The organism is uncultured Shimia sp. (assembly GCF_947493595.1).
GTDB lineage: Bacteria > Pseudomonadota > Alphaproteobacteria > Rhodobacterales > Rhodobacteraceae > Shimia.
Genome location: NZ_CANLRL010000009.1, coordinates 199,077 through 216,798 on the forward strand (window position 1 = coordinate 199,077; position 17,722 = coordinate 216,798).

Annotated in this window: 14 protein-coding genes; 6 read left to right on the forward strand and 8 right to left on the reverse strand. The window is 58.6% G+C overall.

Translation table 11 applies throughout. The features are described 5' to 3' along the window. Positions 1-70: 70 nt before the first annotated feature. The 4 genes from Q0955_RS18610 to Q0955_RS18625 are packed head-to-tail and all read right to left on the reverse strand — an operon-like array spanning position 71 to position 3,288. A complete protein-coding gene (locus Q0955_RS18610) occupies positions 71-478 on the reverse strand; it encodes a DUF934 domain-containing protein (RefSeq protein ID WP_299427562.1) in 408 nt (135 codons plus the stop codon). Next, positions 475-1,272, reverse strand: coding sequence for a phosphoadenylyl-sulfate reductase (locus tag Q0955_RS18615; RefSeq protein WP_299427565.1), 798 nt, complete (start codon positions 1,270-1,272; stop codon positions 475-477). The genes Q0955_RS18610 and Q0955_RS18615 overlap by 4 nt, the downstream gene beginning before the upstream one ends. Further along, a complete protein-coding gene (locus Q0955_RS18620) occupies positions 1,262-2,929 on the reverse strand; it encodes a nitrite/sulfite reductase (RefSeq protein WP_299427568.1) in 1,668 nt (555 codons plus the stop codon). Before Q0955_RS18620 ends, Q0955_RS18615 begins: the two co-directional genes overlap by 11 nt. 35 nt (positions 2,930-2,964) lie before the next feature. Further along, positions 2,965-3,288 (reverse strand): DUF2849 domain-containing protein, encoded by a 324-nt coding sequence (locus Q0955_RS18625; RefSeq protein ID WP_299427570.1) that lies wholly within the window; start codon positions 3,286-3,288, stop codon positions 2,965-2,967. Between the two features lie 141 nt (positions 3,289-3,429). Here Q0955_RS18625 and Q0955_RS18630 point away from each other — a divergent pair, with 141 nt between their 5' ends. Beyond that, positions 3,430-3,891 (forward strand): Lrp/AsnC family transcriptional regulator, encoded by a 462-nt coding sequence (locus Q0955_RS18630; protein ID WP_164644732.1) that lies wholly within the window; start codon positions 3,430-3,432, stop codon positions 3,889-3,891. Between the two features lie 337 nt (positions 3,892-4,228). Continuing rightward, positions 4,229-5,617 (forward strand): tyrosine phenol-lyase, encoded by a 1,389-nt coding sequence (locus Q0955_RS18635; RefSeq protein WP_299427573.1) that lies wholly within the window; start codon positions 4,229-4,231, stop codon positions 5,615-5,617. Between the two features lie 66 nt (positions 5,618-5,683). Here Q0955_RS18635 and Q0955_RS18640 read toward each other — a convergent pair whose 3' ends face one another. From Q0955_RS18640 to Q0955_RS18650, 3 genes are read right to left on the reverse strand one after another with little or no spacing between them, the layout of a single operon-like run. Continuing rightward, positions 5,684-6,862 (reverse strand): MFS transporter, encoded by a 1,179-nt coding sequence (locus Q0955_RS18640; protein WP_299427576.1) that lies wholly within the window; start codon positions 6,860-6,862, stop codon positions 5,684-5,686. Continuing rightward, on the reverse strand, positions 6,859-8,085 hold the full coding sequence (locus Q0955_RS18645; protein ID WP_299427579.1) for a sigma-54 dependent transcriptional regulator: 1,227 nt from the start codon (positions 8,083-8,085) through the stop codon (positions 6,859-6,861). Before Q0955_RS18645 ends, Q0955_RS18640 begins: the two co-directional genes overlap by 4 nt. Next, on the reverse strand, positions 8,082-9,848 hold the full coding sequence (locus Q0955_RS18650; RefSeq protein ID WP_299427582.1) for an ATP-binding protein: 1,767 nt from the start codon (positions 9,846-9,848) through the stop codon (positions 8,082-8,084). Before Q0955_RS18650 ends, Q0955_RS18645 begins: the two co-directional genes overlap by 4 nt. Positions 9,849-10,044: 196 nt before the next feature. Here Q0955_RS18650 and Q0955_RS18655 point away from each other — a divergent pair, with 196 nt between their 5' ends. From Q0955_RS18655 to Q0955_RS18665, 3 genes are read left to right on the forward strand one after another with little or no spacing between them, the layout of a single operon-like run. Then, entirely contained in the window at positions 10,045-11,220 is a 1,176-nt protein-coding gene (locus tag Q0955_RS18655) for a M20 aminoacylase family protein (protein WP_299427585.1), read from the forward strand. 22 nt (positions 11,221-11,242) lie between these two features. After that, positions 11,243-12,406, forward strand: a complete 1,164-nt coding sequence (locus Q0955_RS18660) for a M20 aminoacylase family protein (protein ID WP_299427588.1) — start codon at positions 11,243-11,245, stop codon at positions 12,404-12,406. Between the two features lie 27 nt (positions 12,407-12,433). Next, entirely contained in the window at positions 12,434-13,600 is a 1,167-nt protein-coding gene (locus Q0955_RS18665; protein WP_299427591.1) for a M20 aminoacylase family protein, read from the forward strand. 55 nt (positions 13,601-13,655) lie between these two features. Here the strand turns inward: Q0955_RS18665 and Q0955_RS18670 are convergent, their stop codons facing one another. Then, the gene (locus Q0955_RS18670; protein ID WP_299427594.1) at positions 13,656-16,103 is read right to left on the reverse strand and encodes a response regulator; all 2,448 of its coding nucleotides are present in this window, start codon (positions 16,101-16,103) and stop codon (positions 13,656-13,658) included. Positions 16,104-16,260: 157 nt separating this feature from the next. On the opposite strand from Q0955_RS18670, the gene Q0955_RS18675 reads away from it, so the two are divergent. Further along, entirely contained in the window at positions 16,261-17,592 is a 1,332-nt protein-coding gene (locus tag Q0955_RS18675; protein ID WP_299427597.1) for a glycosyltransferase N-terminal domain-containing protein, read from the forward strand. The last annotated feature ends 130 nt before the right edge of the window (positions 17,593-17,722 follow it).

Here is a 17,722-nt window from a genome sequence, read left to right on the forward strand (position 1 = left end):
GAGGTTTTGAAGGGATAGCAGCGATGCGGCTTTGACATAACGCAAGCTCGCATCGCTTTTTTGCGATGTGTTAGCCGCGCATGCGCGCTTGGTAGTTGTTGGCTTGCCAGTCGGAGCGGAATTTCCATTCCCCTTCTGGTTGGCGTGTGGCGAGCTCTTCGGAGATCTCTACCTCGTCAAAACCACAGCGGCGTGCCATGGCGTATTGGTCGGAAATCACGTGGCCTTTGGCGCGCAGGCGGCCTTTGTAACCAGCCAAACGCAATTGACGCGCGATGGTAAAGCCACGGCCATCCGCAAAACTGGGGAAGTCCACGCGGACCATTTCCACCCCTGCCAACTGCGCAATGACATCTGCGGGATCAGCGGTGGAAGGCACATCAAGGGCGGCAACGTCATTGGCCGCTTCGTCCAAAGGCACAAAGCCCAGAGTCCAGTTGTCGGCGGTGAAGCCACTGTCCGTTACAATCACAGTCATGTCTTTTCTCCAGCTCGCACCATTTTGCCGTTCACAAAATGGATGCCACATTCGTCTTTTTCTTGACCACGCCACCGACCGGAGCGCGGGTCTTCGCCTTCCGCAACCTTGGATGTGCAAGGGGCACAGCCAATCGAAGGGTAGCCCTGTGCCACAAGCGGGTGGCGGGGCAGGCGGTTTTCTTCCATGTAAGCCCGCACGTCTTCTGGCGCCCAATGGGCCAGCGGGTTCACTTTGATACGGCCGGTGAAGTCCTCGACCTCAAAGAAGTCCAAGGCGGCGCGTGTGCCGGATTGGAAACGCTTACGGCCGGTGATCCAGCCGTCATAGCCACGCAGAGCCTTTTGCAAAGGCCGTGTTTTGCGCAGGGAACAGCAGGCATCGGTGTCAAGCTGATGCAGCGTACCGTCTGGGTCTTCCGCAGCCAAAGTGGCGTCACTTGCACGGATAACCTGGACGTTATCCAGATGCAGGCGTTCCGCCACTTCTTGCTGGTACACAAGCGTCTCCGTGAACAACATTTCGGTGTCGACAAAGATCACCGGAATGTTGCGATCCACAACAGCGGCCATATGCAACAGCACAACGGATTCGGCACCAAAAGACGACACCAGAGCCAGCTTGCCGGCCTGTGGGTCTTTGAGCGCGGCCTCCATGACCGAGGTCGCAGAGTGATGCCGATAGCGGGCGTTGAGCACATCTACCTTGGCCTGCAACGGGTCCTTGCGCTCTGACGTGGGCGAAATCGCCGACGTCAGAGGGGAGGTCAAAGGGGTTATGCCATTATGCTGCATTGGCCTGGGTCTCTGGATAGAGATGTGCCTTGAAAGGCGCGAGGCCAAGGCGACGATAAGCCTCCAGGAAGGTTTCTTCCGGTCCCTCGCGCAGCTCCAGATACCCGTTCACAAGACGCTCAATTGCTGGAACGATCTCATCATAGGCAAAACCTGGTCCCGCACGTTGGCCAATTTCAGCGTTCCAAGTGGCATCGCCGCCAAGGGTGATCTGATAGTTTTCCACGCCTGCGCGATCTAGACCGAGAATGCCGATGTGGCCCACGTGGTGGTGTCCACAGGCGTTGATGCAGCCCGAGATTTTGATCTGTAGGTGGCCAATGTCATGTTCCAGCTTCAGCTCGTCAAAACGGGTTGCAATTTGTTGGGCAACCGGAATCGCACGGGCGGTGGCCAGTGCACAATAGTCCATACCGGGGCAGGCGATGATGTCGCTGATCAGGCCGATGTTGGCGGTGTGCAGATCCGCTTCACGCAACGCGGCGTAGACCGCCGGCAAATCGGACTTGTGCACATGCGGCAGGATCACGTTTTGCTCGTGGCTGATGCGCAGTTCGTCATGGCCATAGTCACGGGCAATCTGAGCCAATGCGCGCATTTGATCTGCCGTGGCATCGCCGGGAGTTTCGCCGTGCTTTTTCAGCGAAACCGTAACAACCGAATACCCCGGCGCGCGGTGCGTTGTCAGATTGGTATCAACCCAGCTGCGAAACAGAGGGTTGGCGTCGTAAGCACTGTCAAACTCAACAGTGGGCGCGTTGCGGAATGCCGGAGGTGCAAAGTGGGCTTTGATGTCCTCAAACAGGTCCTGATCAATGCCGGAGAAGGTTGGGCGTACGCTTTCGTAGCGCTCTTCTACCTTTGCGCGGAACTCTTCAAGGCCGGTTTCATGCACGGTGATCTTGATACGGGCTTTGTATTTGTTGTCGCGGCGGCCAATCTGGTTCCAGACCGAAACAGTGCTTTCGATATACGGCAGCAGGTCTTCGCGCGGCAGGAAGTCATTGAGAACCTTACCCACCATAGGCGTACGGCCAAGGCCCCCGCCAACAAGGATTTGGTAGCCGATCTCGCCAGCGTCGTTTTTCACAATGCGTACGGCCAGATCGTGTGCTTTCAACACAGCGCGGTCTTGCGCACCGGCACTGACGGCGATCTTGAATTTGCGGCCCATGAACTGGAATTCCGGGTGGTCGGTGGACCATTGGCGGATCAGCTCAGCCACGGGGCGCGGGTCTTCCAGCTCGTCGGCAGCCGCACCGGCAAAGTGGTCCGCAGTCACGTTGCGAATGGTGTTGCCAGAGGTCTGGATGGCGTGCATGCCAACCTTGCCAAGCGCGTCGAGCATATCCGGCACGTCGGTCAGTTTGGGCCAGTTGTACTGGATGTTCTGGCGCGTGGTGAAGTGGCCGTAACCTTTGTCCCACTTCTCTGCGAGGAGCGCGAGTGTGTCCATCTGTGCGGAACTCAGCGACCCATACGGGATGGCGACGCGCAGCATGTAGGCGTGCAATTGCAGGTACAGGCCGTTCATCAGGCGCAGGGGGCGGAATTCTTCTTCGGTCAGGTTGCCAGCGACGCGGCGTTCTACCTGTGCACGGAACTGACGATTGCGCTCTGCCAGGAAGGCTTTGTCAAAGTCGTTGTAGTGATACATGGGTGGACCCTTTTGTTTGCTGCAGGAGAGGCCGATCAGGCGGCCTGACCATCCTGTTGCTTGCTGTCTGCTTGTTTGCCGTGGAAATAGTTGGACGGCCCGGTGCGGCGGAATTCTTCGCGGAAGTGGGTTGGCTCCAGGCCATTTTCGCCCTCTGCGGTGTCCGCCAGGTAAGCGCCAACCACCTGGTCAACTTGCTGTTCTGCGTCCAGCAAACGCACCTGTGCGTGGGCCTCATCCGTGAGATACTCGGCGCAGGCCAGATCACGGGTCCAAGTGTCGTCTTTGGTGAAATAAATCACGTCGCCTTCGATCAGGGCGTTGGCGGTGATGACTTTGGGTGTGAATGCGCGTGGCATAAGGCTCTCCCGGGGTTTGACTTTAGAAGCAATATAGGAAATTGTTCCCCTTAACCGCCAGATGCTGGCGGAAATAGAAACGTGTGTTCCGGGGTGTTTGGGGAAATACGCCAGTGTTCCACAAATAGCAGGGGAAATGGGATGGCGTTGCGTATCGACGATATGGATAAGAAAATTCTCGGGGAGTTGCAACGCGATGCGGCGCAATCCTTGGACGAAATTGCCAAACGTGTGGGCTCTTCCAAGACGCCGGTGTGGAATCGCATTCGCAAATTAAAAGAGGCTGGAGTGATCCGGCAGCAGACCGTGCTGCTCGACGCCGAAGCCCTTGGTTTTGAGGCATGTTTCTTTGTCCTGATCCGCACCAGCGAACATGAGGCGGACTGGCAGCAGAAGTTCCTGAAAGCCCTGCGTGAGCGCCCTGAGGTTTTGGAAGCACACCGGCTGGCGGGGGACATAGACTATATCCTGAAAGTTCAGGTGCAGAACGCGCGCGCCTATGACACCTTTTATCAAGCTCTGATTTCGGAGGTTAAGGTGCACAACGTGACAGCCTTGTTATCTATGGAAGAAATCAAGTCCACCAGCATGCTACCGCTCTGAGCGTTAGGCTTTGGCCGCAGACCGGTTTGCGCCAAAAATCACGTCGGTAATTTGTCGGTATCGCGACTGTTTTGCGGAGGTGCGTTTTGGGGTGGCGAGAGGTTAACGGGGCTGCGTGGAAGTTGGTTACCCTGGTGCGCAGAATCGTCGCATGCGCGTTTCACAACATGAAAACTCTTGTTTTTGGTCGGAGCGGCGATACGCTCATTCTCGGCCACTTTGATCAGGCGATCTTGTCTGGTGGGAGGGATGAAATGCCACGGGTTTTCCGTGGCGCACCTCTCAAAGGCTCCGCGTGAAAACTCACTTATGTGTCGTTTGGACAAGGAGTCAAAAAATGACCACATCCACCAGAACCTGGGCCGAACCGTATAAAATCAAAATGGTCGAGCCGCTGAAGATGACCACCGAAGATGAGCGCCGTGCCGCCATTGCGGAGGCGGGCTACAACACGTTCCTGCTCAAATCCGAAGACGTTTATATTGACCTACTGACAGACTCCGGCTGTGGCGCGATGTCGGATCGGCAGTGGGCGGGCATGATGCTTGGCGATGAAGCTTATGCGGGCAGCGCCAACTTCTATCGCATGCGGGACACCATCGAGAGCTATTACTCGTACAAATATACCGTGCCGACACACCAAGGACGTGGCGCTGAAAACATTCTGTCGCAGATCTTGATCTCGGATGGGGATTATGTGCCGGGCAACATGTATTTCACCACCACGCGCCTGCACCAAGAGTTGGCGGGCGCGAGCTTTGTGGATGTGATCATTGATGAGGCCCATGATCCGGCCTCGACACATCCATTCAAAGGCAATGTTGATCTGGCCAAGCTGGATGCGCTGGTGGCGAAGGTTGGGGCGGAGAAGATCCCTTACATCTGTATCGCAACCTGCGTGAACATGGCGGGTGGGCAGCCGATTTCTATGGCCAACCTGCGCGCGTTGCGGGCGTGGTGTGATCGCACCGATACGCTGTTGGTGCATGACATGACACGGGTGGCGGAAAACGCCTATTTCATTCAGCAGCGCGAAGAGGGCTATGCGGACAAAACTGTGCGTGAGATTGTGCATGAGCTTTGCGCGCTGACCGATGCAGCAACCATGTCGTCCAAGAAAGATGCGCTGGTCAACATCGGCGGTTTCTTGGCGATGAACGATCCCGATATCTATGAGAAGGCCTGTAACCTTGTGGTGGTCTATGAAGGGCTGCACACCTACGGCGGCATGGCTGGACGTGACATGGAAGCCTTGGCGATTGGCATCACGGAAAGTGTGCAGGATGATCACATCAGCGCGCGTGTTGGGCAGGTCGAATACCTCGGCAACCGGTTGATGGAGATGGGCGTGCCGATTGTGCAACCCATTGGCGGGCACGCGATCTATCTCGACGCAAAAGCCATTCTTCCGAATATTCCGCAAGATCAATTCCCGGCGCAGGCGCTGGCAGCAGCGCTCTACATCGATGCGGGTGTGCGGGTTATGGAACGTGGTGTGGTATCGGCGGGACGTGACAAAGACACTGGTGAAAACTTCATGCCAAAGCTGGAGTTGGTGCGCCTGACACTGCCGCGCCGGGTGTATACGCAGGCACATATGGATGTGGTCGCGGAAAGTGTGCAGCGTGTGATGCAGGGCGCAGCGGACATTCGCGGTCTCAAGTTCACATATGAGCCGGATTGCCTGCGTTTCTTCCGTGCGCATTTTGCGCCGGTTGATGGCTGATCAGATTGAAAAACGCTCTTGGGGCCTGATTTGCAGGCCCCTTTCGCAAGCTGAAAGGCGGGACAGCTAGTTTTCCCGCTTCAACGCTCCACTCAACACCGCAATCATCAGCGCCAATACAGCCAGCACGCCAAAGGACACCCGAAGTGAGGTGGCGTTGGCGATGAAGCCAATCACGGGCGGGCCGAGCAACATGCCGCCGTAACCGAAGGTGGCGGTTCCCGCGAGGGCTTTGCCAGGGCTTTCATGCGGGTCGTTGGCGGCGCGGCTGAAGGCGAGGGGGAAGATCAAAGCGTAGCCGATGCCCATCATCACAAAGCCCACCAGCATCACCTGTGGCACCGGGAACAGCACCGTTAGGGCTGCTCCTGTTGCGGCCACAAGTCCACTGACGCGGGCGGCCAAATGGGGTGAGGTGTGGTGGGTGATCCAGTCGCCCAGGAGGCGCATGATCACCATGGTCACGGAGAAGATTGCATAGCCCATGGCGGCCCAGTTTTCAGGCGCACCGCCAATGTCCACAAGATAAACCGCGCTCCAGTCTGCCATGGCGCCTTCGCCCATAGAGGCACCGAGTGCGAGCAGGCCGACCAGCACGAGCTGGCCTTTGGGGATCGAAAAAATCGGCGCCTTGCTGTCGCGGTTGAGCGGAGAGGTCCACGGGATGTTGCCGAGCCAAAACAGCAGCGCGGTCAAGGGGATGCCCACAATGGCGTAGTGCGTGAGCGGTGCAGCGTTGAGGCTGATGGCGGCAAAGCCAGAGGCGGCACCGATGCCTGCTCCGAGGCTCCACATTGCGTGGTACGACGACATTTGCGGACGTTTGGCCCAGCGTTCAACCTCTGCGCCCCAGGCATTCATCGTGACGTCCATACCGCCGTGCGCTGCGCCAAACAGGAAAAGGACTGTGCCAAGCAGCCAGACGTTGGGTGTGAGTGCGAGCGCTAACACAAAGATCAAATTGGCCAAGACAAATGCTTTGGTCACGCGGGCCGCGCCAAAGTGGTCTGCGAGGCGGCCTGCCAGCGGGAAGGCGCAGATCGCGCCAGCTGCAAGCAGGAGCAGCAACCCGCCGAGTTCCGCGTGGTTGAGATCATGTGTGGCTTTGAAGGCAGGGATGCGGCTGGCCCACAACCCAAAAATCGAGCCGTTGATGGCAAACATGGCGGCAATCGCCAGCCATCCGGCGCGGCGGGTGAGATGTGCGGGGGCCGGGGCGTGCGATGGGTCGGTCGTTGCGGTCATCGGAAGCTTTCGGGCTTGAGGCCGTATTTGGCGAGTTTGTCATACATGGTTTTGCGCGGCAGCTTGAGCGCTTCAGCGGCGGCTGCGGCCCGACCTTGGTGCTTGCGCAGCGCTTCTGCAAGCAAGGATCGCTCAACCTGTGCCATTTGGTCGGCCAGTCCCAGGCCAGCGGTTTGGGTTTCCTCGCCTGGCAGGCCCAGGGTGAAGCGCATGGCCGCACTCATGAGCGCGCGGGCGTTGCCGGGCCAGTCCTGCGCCATCAGGGACGAGATCACATCGGAGGTGATCTCCGGGGCGTCGATGCCCGCTTGTTCGGCGGCTTGGGCCACGTAGTGGCGGAACAAAACAGGGATGTCCTCGGGGCGTTCGGACAGGCCGGGGATGCGGACTTGCAGCGCTTCGAGGCGGTAAAAAAGGTCGGCGTGCAGGGCGCCAGATTGCACGGCGTCATCCAGCGGCGCGGCGCTGCCAAAGATCAGGCGTGGGTGTTCGCCAGTTTCCAGCAAAGTGAGCAGGGCAAATTGCGTCTGCATCGGCATGGAATGCACATCGTCCAAAAAGAGGGTGCCGCCTTGGGTTCCCTCGACGGCAACCGCAAAGGCGGCAGGATCCATGCCCGCGGCGGTGTGTTTGGCAAAGGGGCCTTCGGGATGCGCGCCGCAGAGGTGGATGACCTCGGCCACTTTGGAGATGCCTGCGCCGGGCGGGCCGGAGATCAGCACCTCAGCGTTAATGCGGGCCACAGACCGGGCGCGATGGCGCAGGGCTTCGGCTTGGGGCGAGGTGCCGTAGATGATGCGGGCGGCGGCGTCGCCAGTTTCGAGCTGCGCTTTGAGGTGGCGGTTTTCCAGCGCCATGGCGCGGGCTTTTTGGGCGCGTTCGATCACGGCGATGAGTTCGGCCGGGGCGCAGGGTTTTTCCAGAAAGCCAAAGGCGCCTTGGGTCATGGCGCGCACGGCCATGGGAATATCACCTTCGCCGGTGAGCAGGATCACGGGCAATTCGGCGTCGGTGTCGCGGGTGAACTGCAGGAGGTGAAAGCCGTCGCGGCCGGGCATGCGCATGTCCGAGAGGATCACGCCGGCGAAACGCGCGGTGATGTGGTCCTTGGCTTCGACAAAGGAGCCTGCGGAGATCACCGGAAACTCTTCGAGCTCCAGCGTCTGTGTCAGGGCTTCGCGCACGATGGGGTCGTCATCGACCACCAGAACAGGCGCTGTCATGGCTGGCTCTCCTCTTGCCATTGGTCCAACTCGACGGTGAACAGCGCGCCGCCGGAAGGCAAGTTTTGCCCGCGAATGTTGCCGCCAAAGCTTTGCACCAAGCCATAGCTGATAGAGAGGCCGAGGCCCATGCCTTCTGCGCTGCCAACCTCCTTGGTGGTGTAAAACGGATCAAAGATCTTGTCGGGGGCGTCGATGCCGGGGCCGGTGTCTTGGATATTCACACAGAGGCGCGGCGCCGTGACAATAGAGATGTTGATCTGACGTTCCTCGCTGTCGGACATGGCGTCGGCGGCGTTATTGATCAGGTTCACAAACACCTGTGCGAGGCGGACTTCGCCGCCCAATGCATAGATGGGCATGTTGTAGGAATGGGCGGCCCAGCTGAGGTTGATGTTGTCCTGGTTGAGGCGCAGTTCGGTGAGTTCCACGGCCTGGCTGATGGTGGCCACCAGATCCACGCGGCCCATGGGCTCGTTTTCGTTGCGGGCAAAGGCGCGCAGGTTTTTGATGATGCGGGCCATGCGGGTGGCCATCTGCGAGATGCGGGTGAGGTTTTCGCCAGCCTTTTCGGTGTTGTCGCGATCCAGGAACCGGGTGCCGTTGTCAGCAAATGTCTGAATGGCCTGTAGCGGCTGGTTGAGTTCATGGCTGATGCCGGCGCTCATCTGGCCAAGGGCAGAAAGCTTGCCTGCCTGCACCAGATCAGCCTGTGCCTTTTTGAGGGCGGCCTCAGCCTCTTCGCGTTCGGTGATTTCACGGCGCAGGGCTTCGTTGGTGGAAGACAGTGCCTTGGTGCGGATGGTCACACGTTCTTCGAGTTCGGCGTTGGCCTGGGCCAGCACGCGGCGGCGTTCCAGCACTTGCAGCAGGATCAGCCCAAACACCATGACCACGGCGGCAATAGCGCCGGCCTGAAGGCCTGCAATGCGGCGGGCGAAGCTGACGTCGACAATGGCTTCGGCCACAAGATCGATGATTGGCAGGTCTTTCACAATGTGCAGGCCGCGTTCCGGGATATAGGGTCCCCAGTCCATTTTCCAGATTTCATAGCCTGCGGTGGTATGGCTGGTGAAAGCCGGAGCAGGGGCATCGGAAGGGGCGAGGCCGGTGCTGTCAACCGGGCGCTGCCAAAACAAAAGCTCGGAGCGGTTGGTGATGAAAACCTCTTTGGCATCGTCCACAAAGTAGACAGCAGGGCCGTCGCCGCGCCAGTTGCCTTCCACATCGGCCATGTCCACCACAACTGTGAGGACGGCCGCCACTTTTCCGTCTGCGCCAAAACTGGGAGCGGAGAAGTAGAAGGCGCGTTGGTTGAAGCGGGTGTCCACGGCGTGGTGGGTGCCAATGGCGCCGTGCAAGGCGCGGGTGAAATACGGCGCGCCGGTGAGGTTCTCAGACGGGATCGCGTTTTCCTGGGCGGTGGCCAGAATGGTGCCGTCGGCGCTGGCATAGATCAGATCAAGCGCAGCGGTTTTGTCCGCCACCTCCAAAAGCAGGTCGGCGCTGGGCTGGGCGTTGGACTGATCTTTGCTCAGCGCCAGCAGTGTTGGGTGCTCCGCCATTAGGACGGCAAGTTCCTGATAACGCTGCAATTGTGCCGTAAGGCGGTCCGCGGCCAAGGCGAGGTCAGCTTCGCCGCGACGGGCCAGTTGATCCAGCGCCTGCACGTAGCCGTAGCGCCAGACGCCGCTGGCGAGTGCAACAAGCAGGATAAAGAAGAGGAGGAGAATCGTGGCCCGGTGGCGTATCCAAGTTCGCATGCCTTAAGTCTAGCCGTTTGTGCCTGGTGGTGCGAGCGCTCCGAAGCCTGTCGTGGTGACTCATGTTGACGCATGGGTAGGCGGGGATTTGCTTGATAAGTGAATTATTTTGGCTGGAGCCCTTGCCAGCCAATGAACATTCGTTCAGTCTCGCCGCAGCGATCAGGAAAACCATGCCCTTTAGGAGGAAGTGCCCATGCCTATCCGCAATCGTATTGCGCAAATGCACGAAGAGATCACCGGATGGCGGCGTCATCTGCATGAGAACCCCGAACTGTTGTTTGATGTACATGAGACGGCGGATTTTGTGCAGGAACGGTTGAAGGAATTTGGTGTGGACGAGATCACGCCGGGCATTGGGCAGACCGGTGTTGTGGCGGTGATCAAAGGCAAAACAGACACCAAAGGGCGGGTGATTGGGTTGCGGGCAGACATGGATGCGCTGCCGATCCACGAGGCGACCGGGCTGGATTACGCATCCAAGGTTGACGGCAAGATGCACGCCTGTGGGCATGACGGACATACCGCGATGTTGCTGGGCGCGGCGAAGTATCTGGCGGAGACGCGCAACTTTGACGGCGCGGCGGTGATGATTTTCCAGCCCGCCGAAGAAGGCGGCGGTGGTGGCCGGGAGATGTGCCGCGACGGCATGATGGACCGGTGGAACATTCAAGAAGTCTACGGGCTGCACAACGGGCCGGGCACGCCTATTGGTGAATTTGGCATCCGTCCCGGGGCGCTTTTGGCATCGGCGGATGAGTTTGAGATTGTGGTCACCGGCAAAGGTGGCCACGCGGCTGAGCCTCAGGAGGCGGTCGACACAACCCTTGTGGCGGCGCAGATCTTGGTCTCCTTGCAGAGCATTGTATCGCGCAACGTGAAGCCAATTGAACGCGTGGTGCTGACCGTGGGGACATTGGAGACCGACAGCAGTGCTTCCAATGTGATTGCCCATACGGTGCGTATGAAGGGCACCGTGCGGACGTTGGACAACAACAATCGCGAGTTGGCGGAACGGCGCATTCGCGAGGTTGCCACCCATACGGCACTGGCCTTTGGCGCGACAGCAGAGGTGATCTGGGAAGAGGGCTACCCAGTCACGGTCAACCATGATCGTGAAACAGAGTTTGCTGTGGAAGCGGCTCAGGCCGTGGCGGGTGTGGCAAATGTGGACGCCAATGTGCAACCTATTATGCCTGCAGAAGATTTCTCCTTCATGCTGGAAGAGCGCCCCGGTGCCTATATCTTCCTGGGCAATGGCGACAGCGCACAGTGCCACCATCCAGCCTACGATTTCAACGATGAAGCCATCCCGGTGGGCAGCAGCTGGTTTGTCGAGATGATTGAGCGGCGCATGCCGAGCGCAGACTAAAGCAGGGGCAGGGGAGAGAGACATGCCGGTTAAAAACCGTTTCGCGGAGTTGCACGCCGAAATCACCGAATGGCGGCGGGATATTCATGCGCACCCGGAGGTGTTGTATGACACCCATCGCACATCCGCTTTGGTGGCCGAAAAGCTCAAGGCGTTTGGCTGTGACGAAGTGGTCACCGGCATTGGCCGTACCGGTGTGGTTGGGTTGATCAAAGGTAAGACAGATACCAAAGGCAATGTGATCGGCTTGCGAGCGGACATGGATGCGCTGCCAATGGCGGAGCAGACAGGGCTGGAGTACGCCTCGAAGCGTGACGGCGCGATGCATGCCTGTGGCCATGATGGGCACACGGCGATGTTGCTTGGGGCGGCGAAGTATCTCAGCGAGACCCGCAACTTTGATGGGGCCGTGGCGGTGATTTTTCAGCCTGCGGAAGAAGGTGGCAATGGTGCCTTGGCCATGGTCGAAGATGGCATGATGGAGCGCTTTGGCATCAAAGAGGTCTATGGCATGCACAACTATCCCGGCCTGCCGGTTGGCGAGTTTGCCTTGCGCAAAGGACCGTTGCTGGCGGCGGTGGATTTCTTCACCATTGAGATCGAAGGCAAAGGTGGCCATGCGGCGCAGCCGAATAAGACCATCGACCCGACGATGATGGGCAGCCAGATCCATTTGGCGCTGCAGTCGATAGTCAGCCGCAACGCCGATCCTGTGGATCGTGCTGTGCTGTCGGTGACCTCGTTTCAGACCGGCTCGGACGTCTACAATGTGATCCCACACACCGCGACGCTGAAAGGCACCGTGCGGACGTTTAACCCGGATACACAGGATATGGTTGAAGCGCGTATGGAAGAAGTTGTGGCCGGTGTCGCAGCGACGTTTGGCGGCACGGCCACGGTCGACTATCAGCGCATCACGCCTGCAACAATCAACTGGGATGAGCAGGCGGCGTTTGCGGAAGAGGTTGCTACGGCGGTGTCTGGGGGGTGTCATGAAGCGCCTTTGAAGATGGGCGGCGAAGATTTCTCCTATATGTTGCAAGCGCGGCCCGGGGCCTTCATCATGGTGGGCAACGGCGACAGCGCGGCGTTGCACCACCCCGAATATAACTTTAACGACGAGGCAATCCCGCACGGGAGCAGCTTTCTGTCCGAAGTGATCGAACGCCGCATGCCAGCGGTTTAAGAACGTACTATTAAGCGAGGAACAATTATGCCAACCAAGAACCGTTTTGCAGAGTTGCATGACGAAATCACCGCCTGGCGCCGTGATCTGCATGAGAACCCGGAAATCCTGTTTGAAACGCACCGCACCAGCGCGCTTGTGGCGGAGAAACTGGAAGAGTTTGGTCTGGACGAAGTGACCACCGGTATTGGCCGCACCGGCGTTGTTGGCGTGATCAAGGGCAAAGAGACCGGCTCTGGCAAGGTGATTGGTCTGCGTGCTGACATGGATGCGCTGCCTATCCACGAGCAGACCGGTCTGGAGTATGCCTCCAAAACACCGGGCGCGATGCATGCCTGTGGTCACGATGGGCACACCGCCATGCTGCTGGGTGCGGCGAAGTATTTGGCGGAGACCCGCAACTTTGACGGCACGGTTGTGGTGATCTTCCAGCCTGCTGAAGAAGGTGGCGGCGGTGGTCGCGAGATGTGTGAAGACGGTCTGATGGAGCGTTGGGGCATTCAGGAAGTTTACGGCATGCACAACTGGCCGGGTGTGCCGCTGGGCACCTTTGCGATCCGTCCGGGCTCGTTCTTTGCGGCAACCGACCAGTTTGAAATCCACTTTGAAGGTCGAGGCGGTCACGCTGCCAAGCCACATGACACGGTGGACACCACTGTGATGTCCGCGCAGGCGGTTCTGGCGCTGCAGACCATTGCCAGCCGCAACGCTGATCCGGTGGATCAGGTGGTTGTCTCCGTGACCAGCTTTGAGACCTCGTCCAAAGCGTTCAACGTGATCCCGCAGAAGGTGCACATCAAAGGCACCGTGCGCACTATGTCCAAAGATATGCGTGCCTTGGCGGAAGAGCGTATCAACGACATCTGCAACGGCATCGCGGCGACCTTTGGTGGCACAGTCGAAGTCAAATACCACCGCGGCTACCCGGTGATGGTGAACTCTGAAACACAGACCGAATTTGCCGCCGAAGTGGCCAAGTCGATTTCTGGTCAGTGTGATGAAGCACCGCTGGTCATGGGCGGCGAGGACTTTGCCTTCATGCTGGAAGAGCGTCCGGGGGCCTATATTTTGGTGGGCAACGGCGAAGACGGCGCGATGGTTCACCACCCGGAATACAACTTTAACGATGAGGCCATTCCGGCGGGCTGTTCCTGGTGGGCAGAAATTGTTGAGCAGCGGATGCCTGCTGCCTAGGTGACGAGGACGGCGGCGCTATAATCAGCGCCGCCGGTCCCGCAATGCAACAGGGTTAGGAGGCCTTGCGGTGTTCCAACTGGGTCGACAATGCCTGCAGAAGGTGGGCCTTGTTGATCGGCTTTGACAGGAAGTAGTCCATGCCTGCTTCCAGACACGCGTCTTTGTCACTGTCAAAAGCATTGGCTGTCAGCGCCACAATGGGCGGCTGATGAATGGGCAAAGACCGGATGATGCGGGTGGCCTCCACCCCGTCCAGCTCCGGCATCGACATGTCCATCAGAACCACATCCGGATTGTAGGCTTTGCAAAACTCGACAGCCTGCAGCCCGTTTTCCACCTCAATCAGTTCCACGTCAAAAGCGGACAGGTATTTTTGCACCAGCAGGCGGTTTGTCTTGTTGTCTTCGGCCAGCAGGATGCGCGCGCCATCTAAGTGTTCTGAAGCAAACACAGGTGGGGCGGTGTCCTGTGGGGTGGCCCCCAACGCAGGCTGGGTGTTGATGGTGGCGACAAAACAAGCGCCTTCTTCATAGTCATCACAGAGGATGATATTACCGCCCATGCGCCGGGCCAGCATGGCGGAGATTGTCAAGCCAAGCCCGGTGCCGCCAAAGGCCCGCGTGGTTGCGGCATCCGCCTGGGCGAAGCGGTCAAAAATGTGCTTTGCCTGCTCAGAAGAGATGCCAATACCGGTGTCATAAACGCCAATTTTGATGCCATGCTCCGCGTCATCGTCCCGGCTTACCTGAACCCGTACCCCGCCTTCGGAGGTGAATTTCACAGCGTTGCCAACCAGGTTCACAACAATCTGGCGCAGCCGGCCATCGTCGGATCGCACGTTTTTGGGCAGGTCATCGGCATAGTCCACTGTGAGCGAAATGCCCTTTTTTTCCGCCTTGTGGCGCAGCAGCTCGACCGCACTGTTGATACAGCGGCGCAGGTTGAAATCAACCTCGGACACCTCCAGCTTGCCGCTTTCCAGACGGGATAGATCCAAGATGTCGTTGATGATTTTAAGCAGTGCGTGACCACTGTCACGCAGGGTTTCGACACATTGGCGATCGTCGATCGAAAGGTCGCTTTCGCTCAGCACATCAGCCATGCCCAGAATGCCATTCATGGGCGTGCGAATCTCATGGCTCATATTGGCGAGGAACTCAGATTTGGCGCGATCGGCCTTTTCCGCCACGAGCTTGGCTTCGGCCAGATCCTTCTCGTAGTTTTTGGTGCGGGTGATGTCGCGCTCGATCCCGATGTTCATCGTGATGTTGCCGTCTTCGTCTTTGATCGGGAAGATATTCGTGCCAACCCAAATGTCCCGGCCGTCTTTGGTTTTGTTGACAATCTGACAATGGAACCGGTTGCCTTGGATCCGCTGGTCGATCATGGCTTGGATGGTGTCTGGGCTGGTATTCTCTGAATTCAGCAACTTGCCAACGTGTTGGCCAACCGCCTCCTCGGAGCTGTAGCCCATCATGCGGGTAAAACCGGCGTTCACCCACTGAATTATGCCATCCGGCGTGCTCAGGATAATGCTGTCGGAGGCATGTTTGGCCACAAGAGACAGGCGCTCAAGCTCGGTTTCGCGGCGCTTTAAGGTATCGATGGCGTGCCTACGTGTCTCGGACAGGCGTCCGGCAGCAAAAGTTGGAATAAAAATAAGCAGGCCAACAAAGAGGAAGAAGATCCGGGTACCCCAAACGTCGTCAGCGGCTGTGGCCCATCCAATTTTGGGGCGCACGGCCATTTGCCAGGACCCACTTGGCAATTGAATGTCCATCAGGATCGGCGTGTCGTCCAGAATGGTGCTGTCGCCAAAAAAGAGCTCGCCCTGAGCGCCGGTGCCATCTTTGCCTATGAGGGCGACGTCGATGGCCAGAGAGGGATCTAAGAGCCCTGCTTCCTTGTAGAGGACATCCGCATCTATGACAGCGGCGACCAAACCCCAAAAACGCTTTTGCCCGTTGCGAGTGTCCCAGACCGGGAAGCGTCCCACAAAACCGGTTCCGCCCTGCACCAGATTTAAGGGGCCGGCAAGAACCACGTCGCCGGTGTCGCGCACCCGGAAGGCGGCCGCACGCTGGGCTTCATTCTTGTTGTAGTCCAATCCAAGCGCCGCTTTGTTGGGCTCATAAGGGTAGACGCGGTTCACAACCAGATCCGGCGCCAGTGCGATATTGAGGAATTCGTGACGGGTGCCCATCACTTGGCTTGCAAGCGCACTGTAGCCTTCCTGGGACATGTCCAAATTGGCGGATAACGCTGCCACCATGCCGCGCACCAACTGGATATCCGCGGTGACGTAACCCTCCAATTGGGCGCGCAGGCGGCTGGCTTCACTGCTGATCAGGGCCCGTTGCTCTTGTTGCGCAATCACGGTCTCGCTTTTCTCAGCGTAATTTGCCAAGAAGAACACCACAGCAAGCGCGATGAATGAGGGCAGATAGGTCCGTCTGGCCAGCGAGCGGCTTAAGGTCCAAAAAGATGTTGTCAGTGACATTTGGGATCCGGCATCAAATACGTAACAAACAGTGGCGTCAGGCGCACTGTTTCAGAAAGTCCTTCACCACTTATTAACGTGGGTTTTCGCGTAAGCGTTGTTTGGCGGCAACGCTTTGCCCGGGCATGGTCTTGGGCTTTGGCCAGTGTATATAAGGTTGAGAACCACAGCAACGGACGGGCACCTTGGTATGGGCATTGAGCAAAAAAGCGCAGAGGTTTCGCTTGGGTGGCAGTTGCGCAGCTACCTGGCCTTGCGTGTTGTGTTGCAGCCGGTGATGCGCGCTGTGGTGGCCCGCCGCGTGGCACGTGGCAAAGATGATCCCACACGTGCGCAAGAGAAACTCGGGCAAGCTGGGTTGGCGCGGCCTGAGGGCCCATTGATCTGGCTACATGCGGTGGGGTTGGGCGAAGTCCTGGCTCTGCGGCCTTTGTTGCAAGTGATGGGGGAATTGGCGCCGGAAGCCCATTTCCTGGTCACCTCAACCGCCCGCAGTTCAGCCCAGGTTTTGGGGCAAAACCTGCCGCCCCGGGTGATGCATCAGTTTTTGCCGCTGGACGGCCCCACTTATGTCGCCCGCTTTTTGGACCATTGGCGGCCGGATCTGTCGATTTGGTCGGAACAGGACCTTTGGCCCGGGGCAATTGTCGACATTGCCGGCCGTGGTATCCCCTTGGCGTATATCAATGCTCGAATCTCTCAAGACGGGTTTGAGCGCCGGCACAAAGTGCGGTCGGGCTTTAAAGACCTGATGCAGATGTTTGCCTTTGTGGCAGCACAGGAGCCAACCTCCGCAGATTACTTGAAGCGGCTTGGCGCAGTCGCGCCGCAGGTCATGCCGTCGCTCAAACCGGCGGCTGCGCCCTTGAACGTAAATACGGAAGCTTTGGATGAGTTGCGAGGGGCTTTGGCAAATCGGCGATGCTGGGTTGCGGCCTCCAGTCATGTGCCGGATGAGGCAGTGGCCATTGCCGCCCAAAAAGAGGTGTTAAAAACGGACCCTGACGCGCTGCTGATTGTTGCACCACGTGCGCCGGAGCGGGGGGCAGAGATCTGTCAGGCGCTGGCAGGGGCAGGGGTGTCGTTTGCGCAGCGCAGTTGTGGGCAGATGGTCGAGAAGCGCCATCAGGTCTATGTGGCCGACACGCTTGGTGAACTGGGTCTGTGGTATCGACTTGCACAGGTGGCGTTGATTGGTGGCAGTTTTGGCAACACAGAAGGGCACAATCCCTGGGAAGCCATCGTGCTGGGTTGCCCTGTGATGTGCGGTCCCAACACGGCCAACTTTACTCAGGACTATCGTCAGTTGGAAGCGGAGGGTTTGGCGCATCGCGTTGCTGACGATGCGCAGGCTGCCCGTCAGCTGGCCGATCGGGTAACCGGAGGTCAGCACACCGCCGCAACCACCCGTGCGACCCAATTGGTCTTAGAGGCACAGCAGGCACTGAAGCCTCTGGCTCGTCAGCTACTGTCTCTGCAGTCCCTGTGACTCGCGAGAGACGCAACGGGCACGCGCTGTGGGGTAGGGGGAGAGAAAGGGCATTGTTTCTTCCGTATTTCCGCACCTCCGTAATACAGTTGCGATACCGACGTATTACCGACGTGGATTTGGGCGCTTG

What these genes read in the sequence shown, in the direction of transcription:
- Q0955_RS18610 (WP_299427562.1), bottom strand. Translation starts at nt 478, where the DNA reads ATGACTGTGATTGTAACGGACAGTGGCTTCACCGCCGACAACTGGACT.
- Q0955_RS18670 (WP_299427594.1), bottom strand. Translation starts at nt 16,103, where the DNA reads ATGTCACTGACAACATCTTTTTGGACCTTAAGCCGCTCGCTGGCCAGA.
- Q0955_RS18665 (WP_299427591.1), top strand. Translation starts at nt 12,434, where the DNA reads ATGCCAACCAAGAACCGTTTTGCAGAGTTGCATGACGAAATCACCGCC.
- Q0955_RS18660 (WP_299427588.1), top strand. Translation starts at nt 11,243, where the DNA reads ATGCCGGTTAAAAACCGTTTCGCGGAGTTGCACGCCGAAATCACCGAA.
- Q0955_RS18625 (WP_299427570.1), bottom strand. Translation starts at nt 3,288, where the DNA reads ATGCCACGCGCATTCACACCCAAAGTCATCACCGCCAACGCCCTGATC.
- Q0955_RS18655 (WP_299427585.1), top strand. Translation starts at nt 10,045, where the DNA reads ATGCCTATCCGCAATCGTATTGCGCAAATGCACGAAGAGATCACCGGA.
- Q0955_RS18635 (WP_299427573.1), top strand. Translation starts at nt 4,229, where the DNA reads ATGACCACATCCACCAGAACCTGGGCCGAACCGTATAAAATCAAAATG.
- Q0955_RS18615 (WP_299427565.1), bottom strand. Translation starts at nt 1,272, where the DNA reads ATGCAGCATAATGGCATAACCCCTTTGACCTCCCCTCTGACGTCGGCG.
- Q0955_RS18630 (WP_164644732.1), top strand. Translation starts at nt 3,430, where the DNA reads ATGGCGTTGCGTATCGACGATATGGATAAGAAAATTCTCGGGGAGTTG.
- Q0955_RS18645 (WP_299427579.1), bottom strand. Translation starts at nt 8,085, where the DNA reads ATGACAGCGCCTGTTCTGGTGGTCGATGACGACCCCATCGTGCGCGAA.
- Q0955_RS18620 (WP_299427568.1), bottom strand. Translation starts at nt 2,929, where the DNA reads ATGTATCACTACAACGACTTTGACAAAGCCTTCCTGGCAGAGCGCAAT.
- Q0955_RS18650 (WP_299427582.1), bottom strand. Translation starts at nt 9,848, where the DNA reads ATGCGAACTTGGATACGCCACCGGGCCACGATTCTCCTCCTCTTCTTT.
- Q0955_RS18640 (WP_299427576.1), bottom strand. Translation starts at nt 6,862, where the DNA reads ATGACCGCAACGACCGACCCATCGCACGCCCCGGCCCCCGCACATCTC.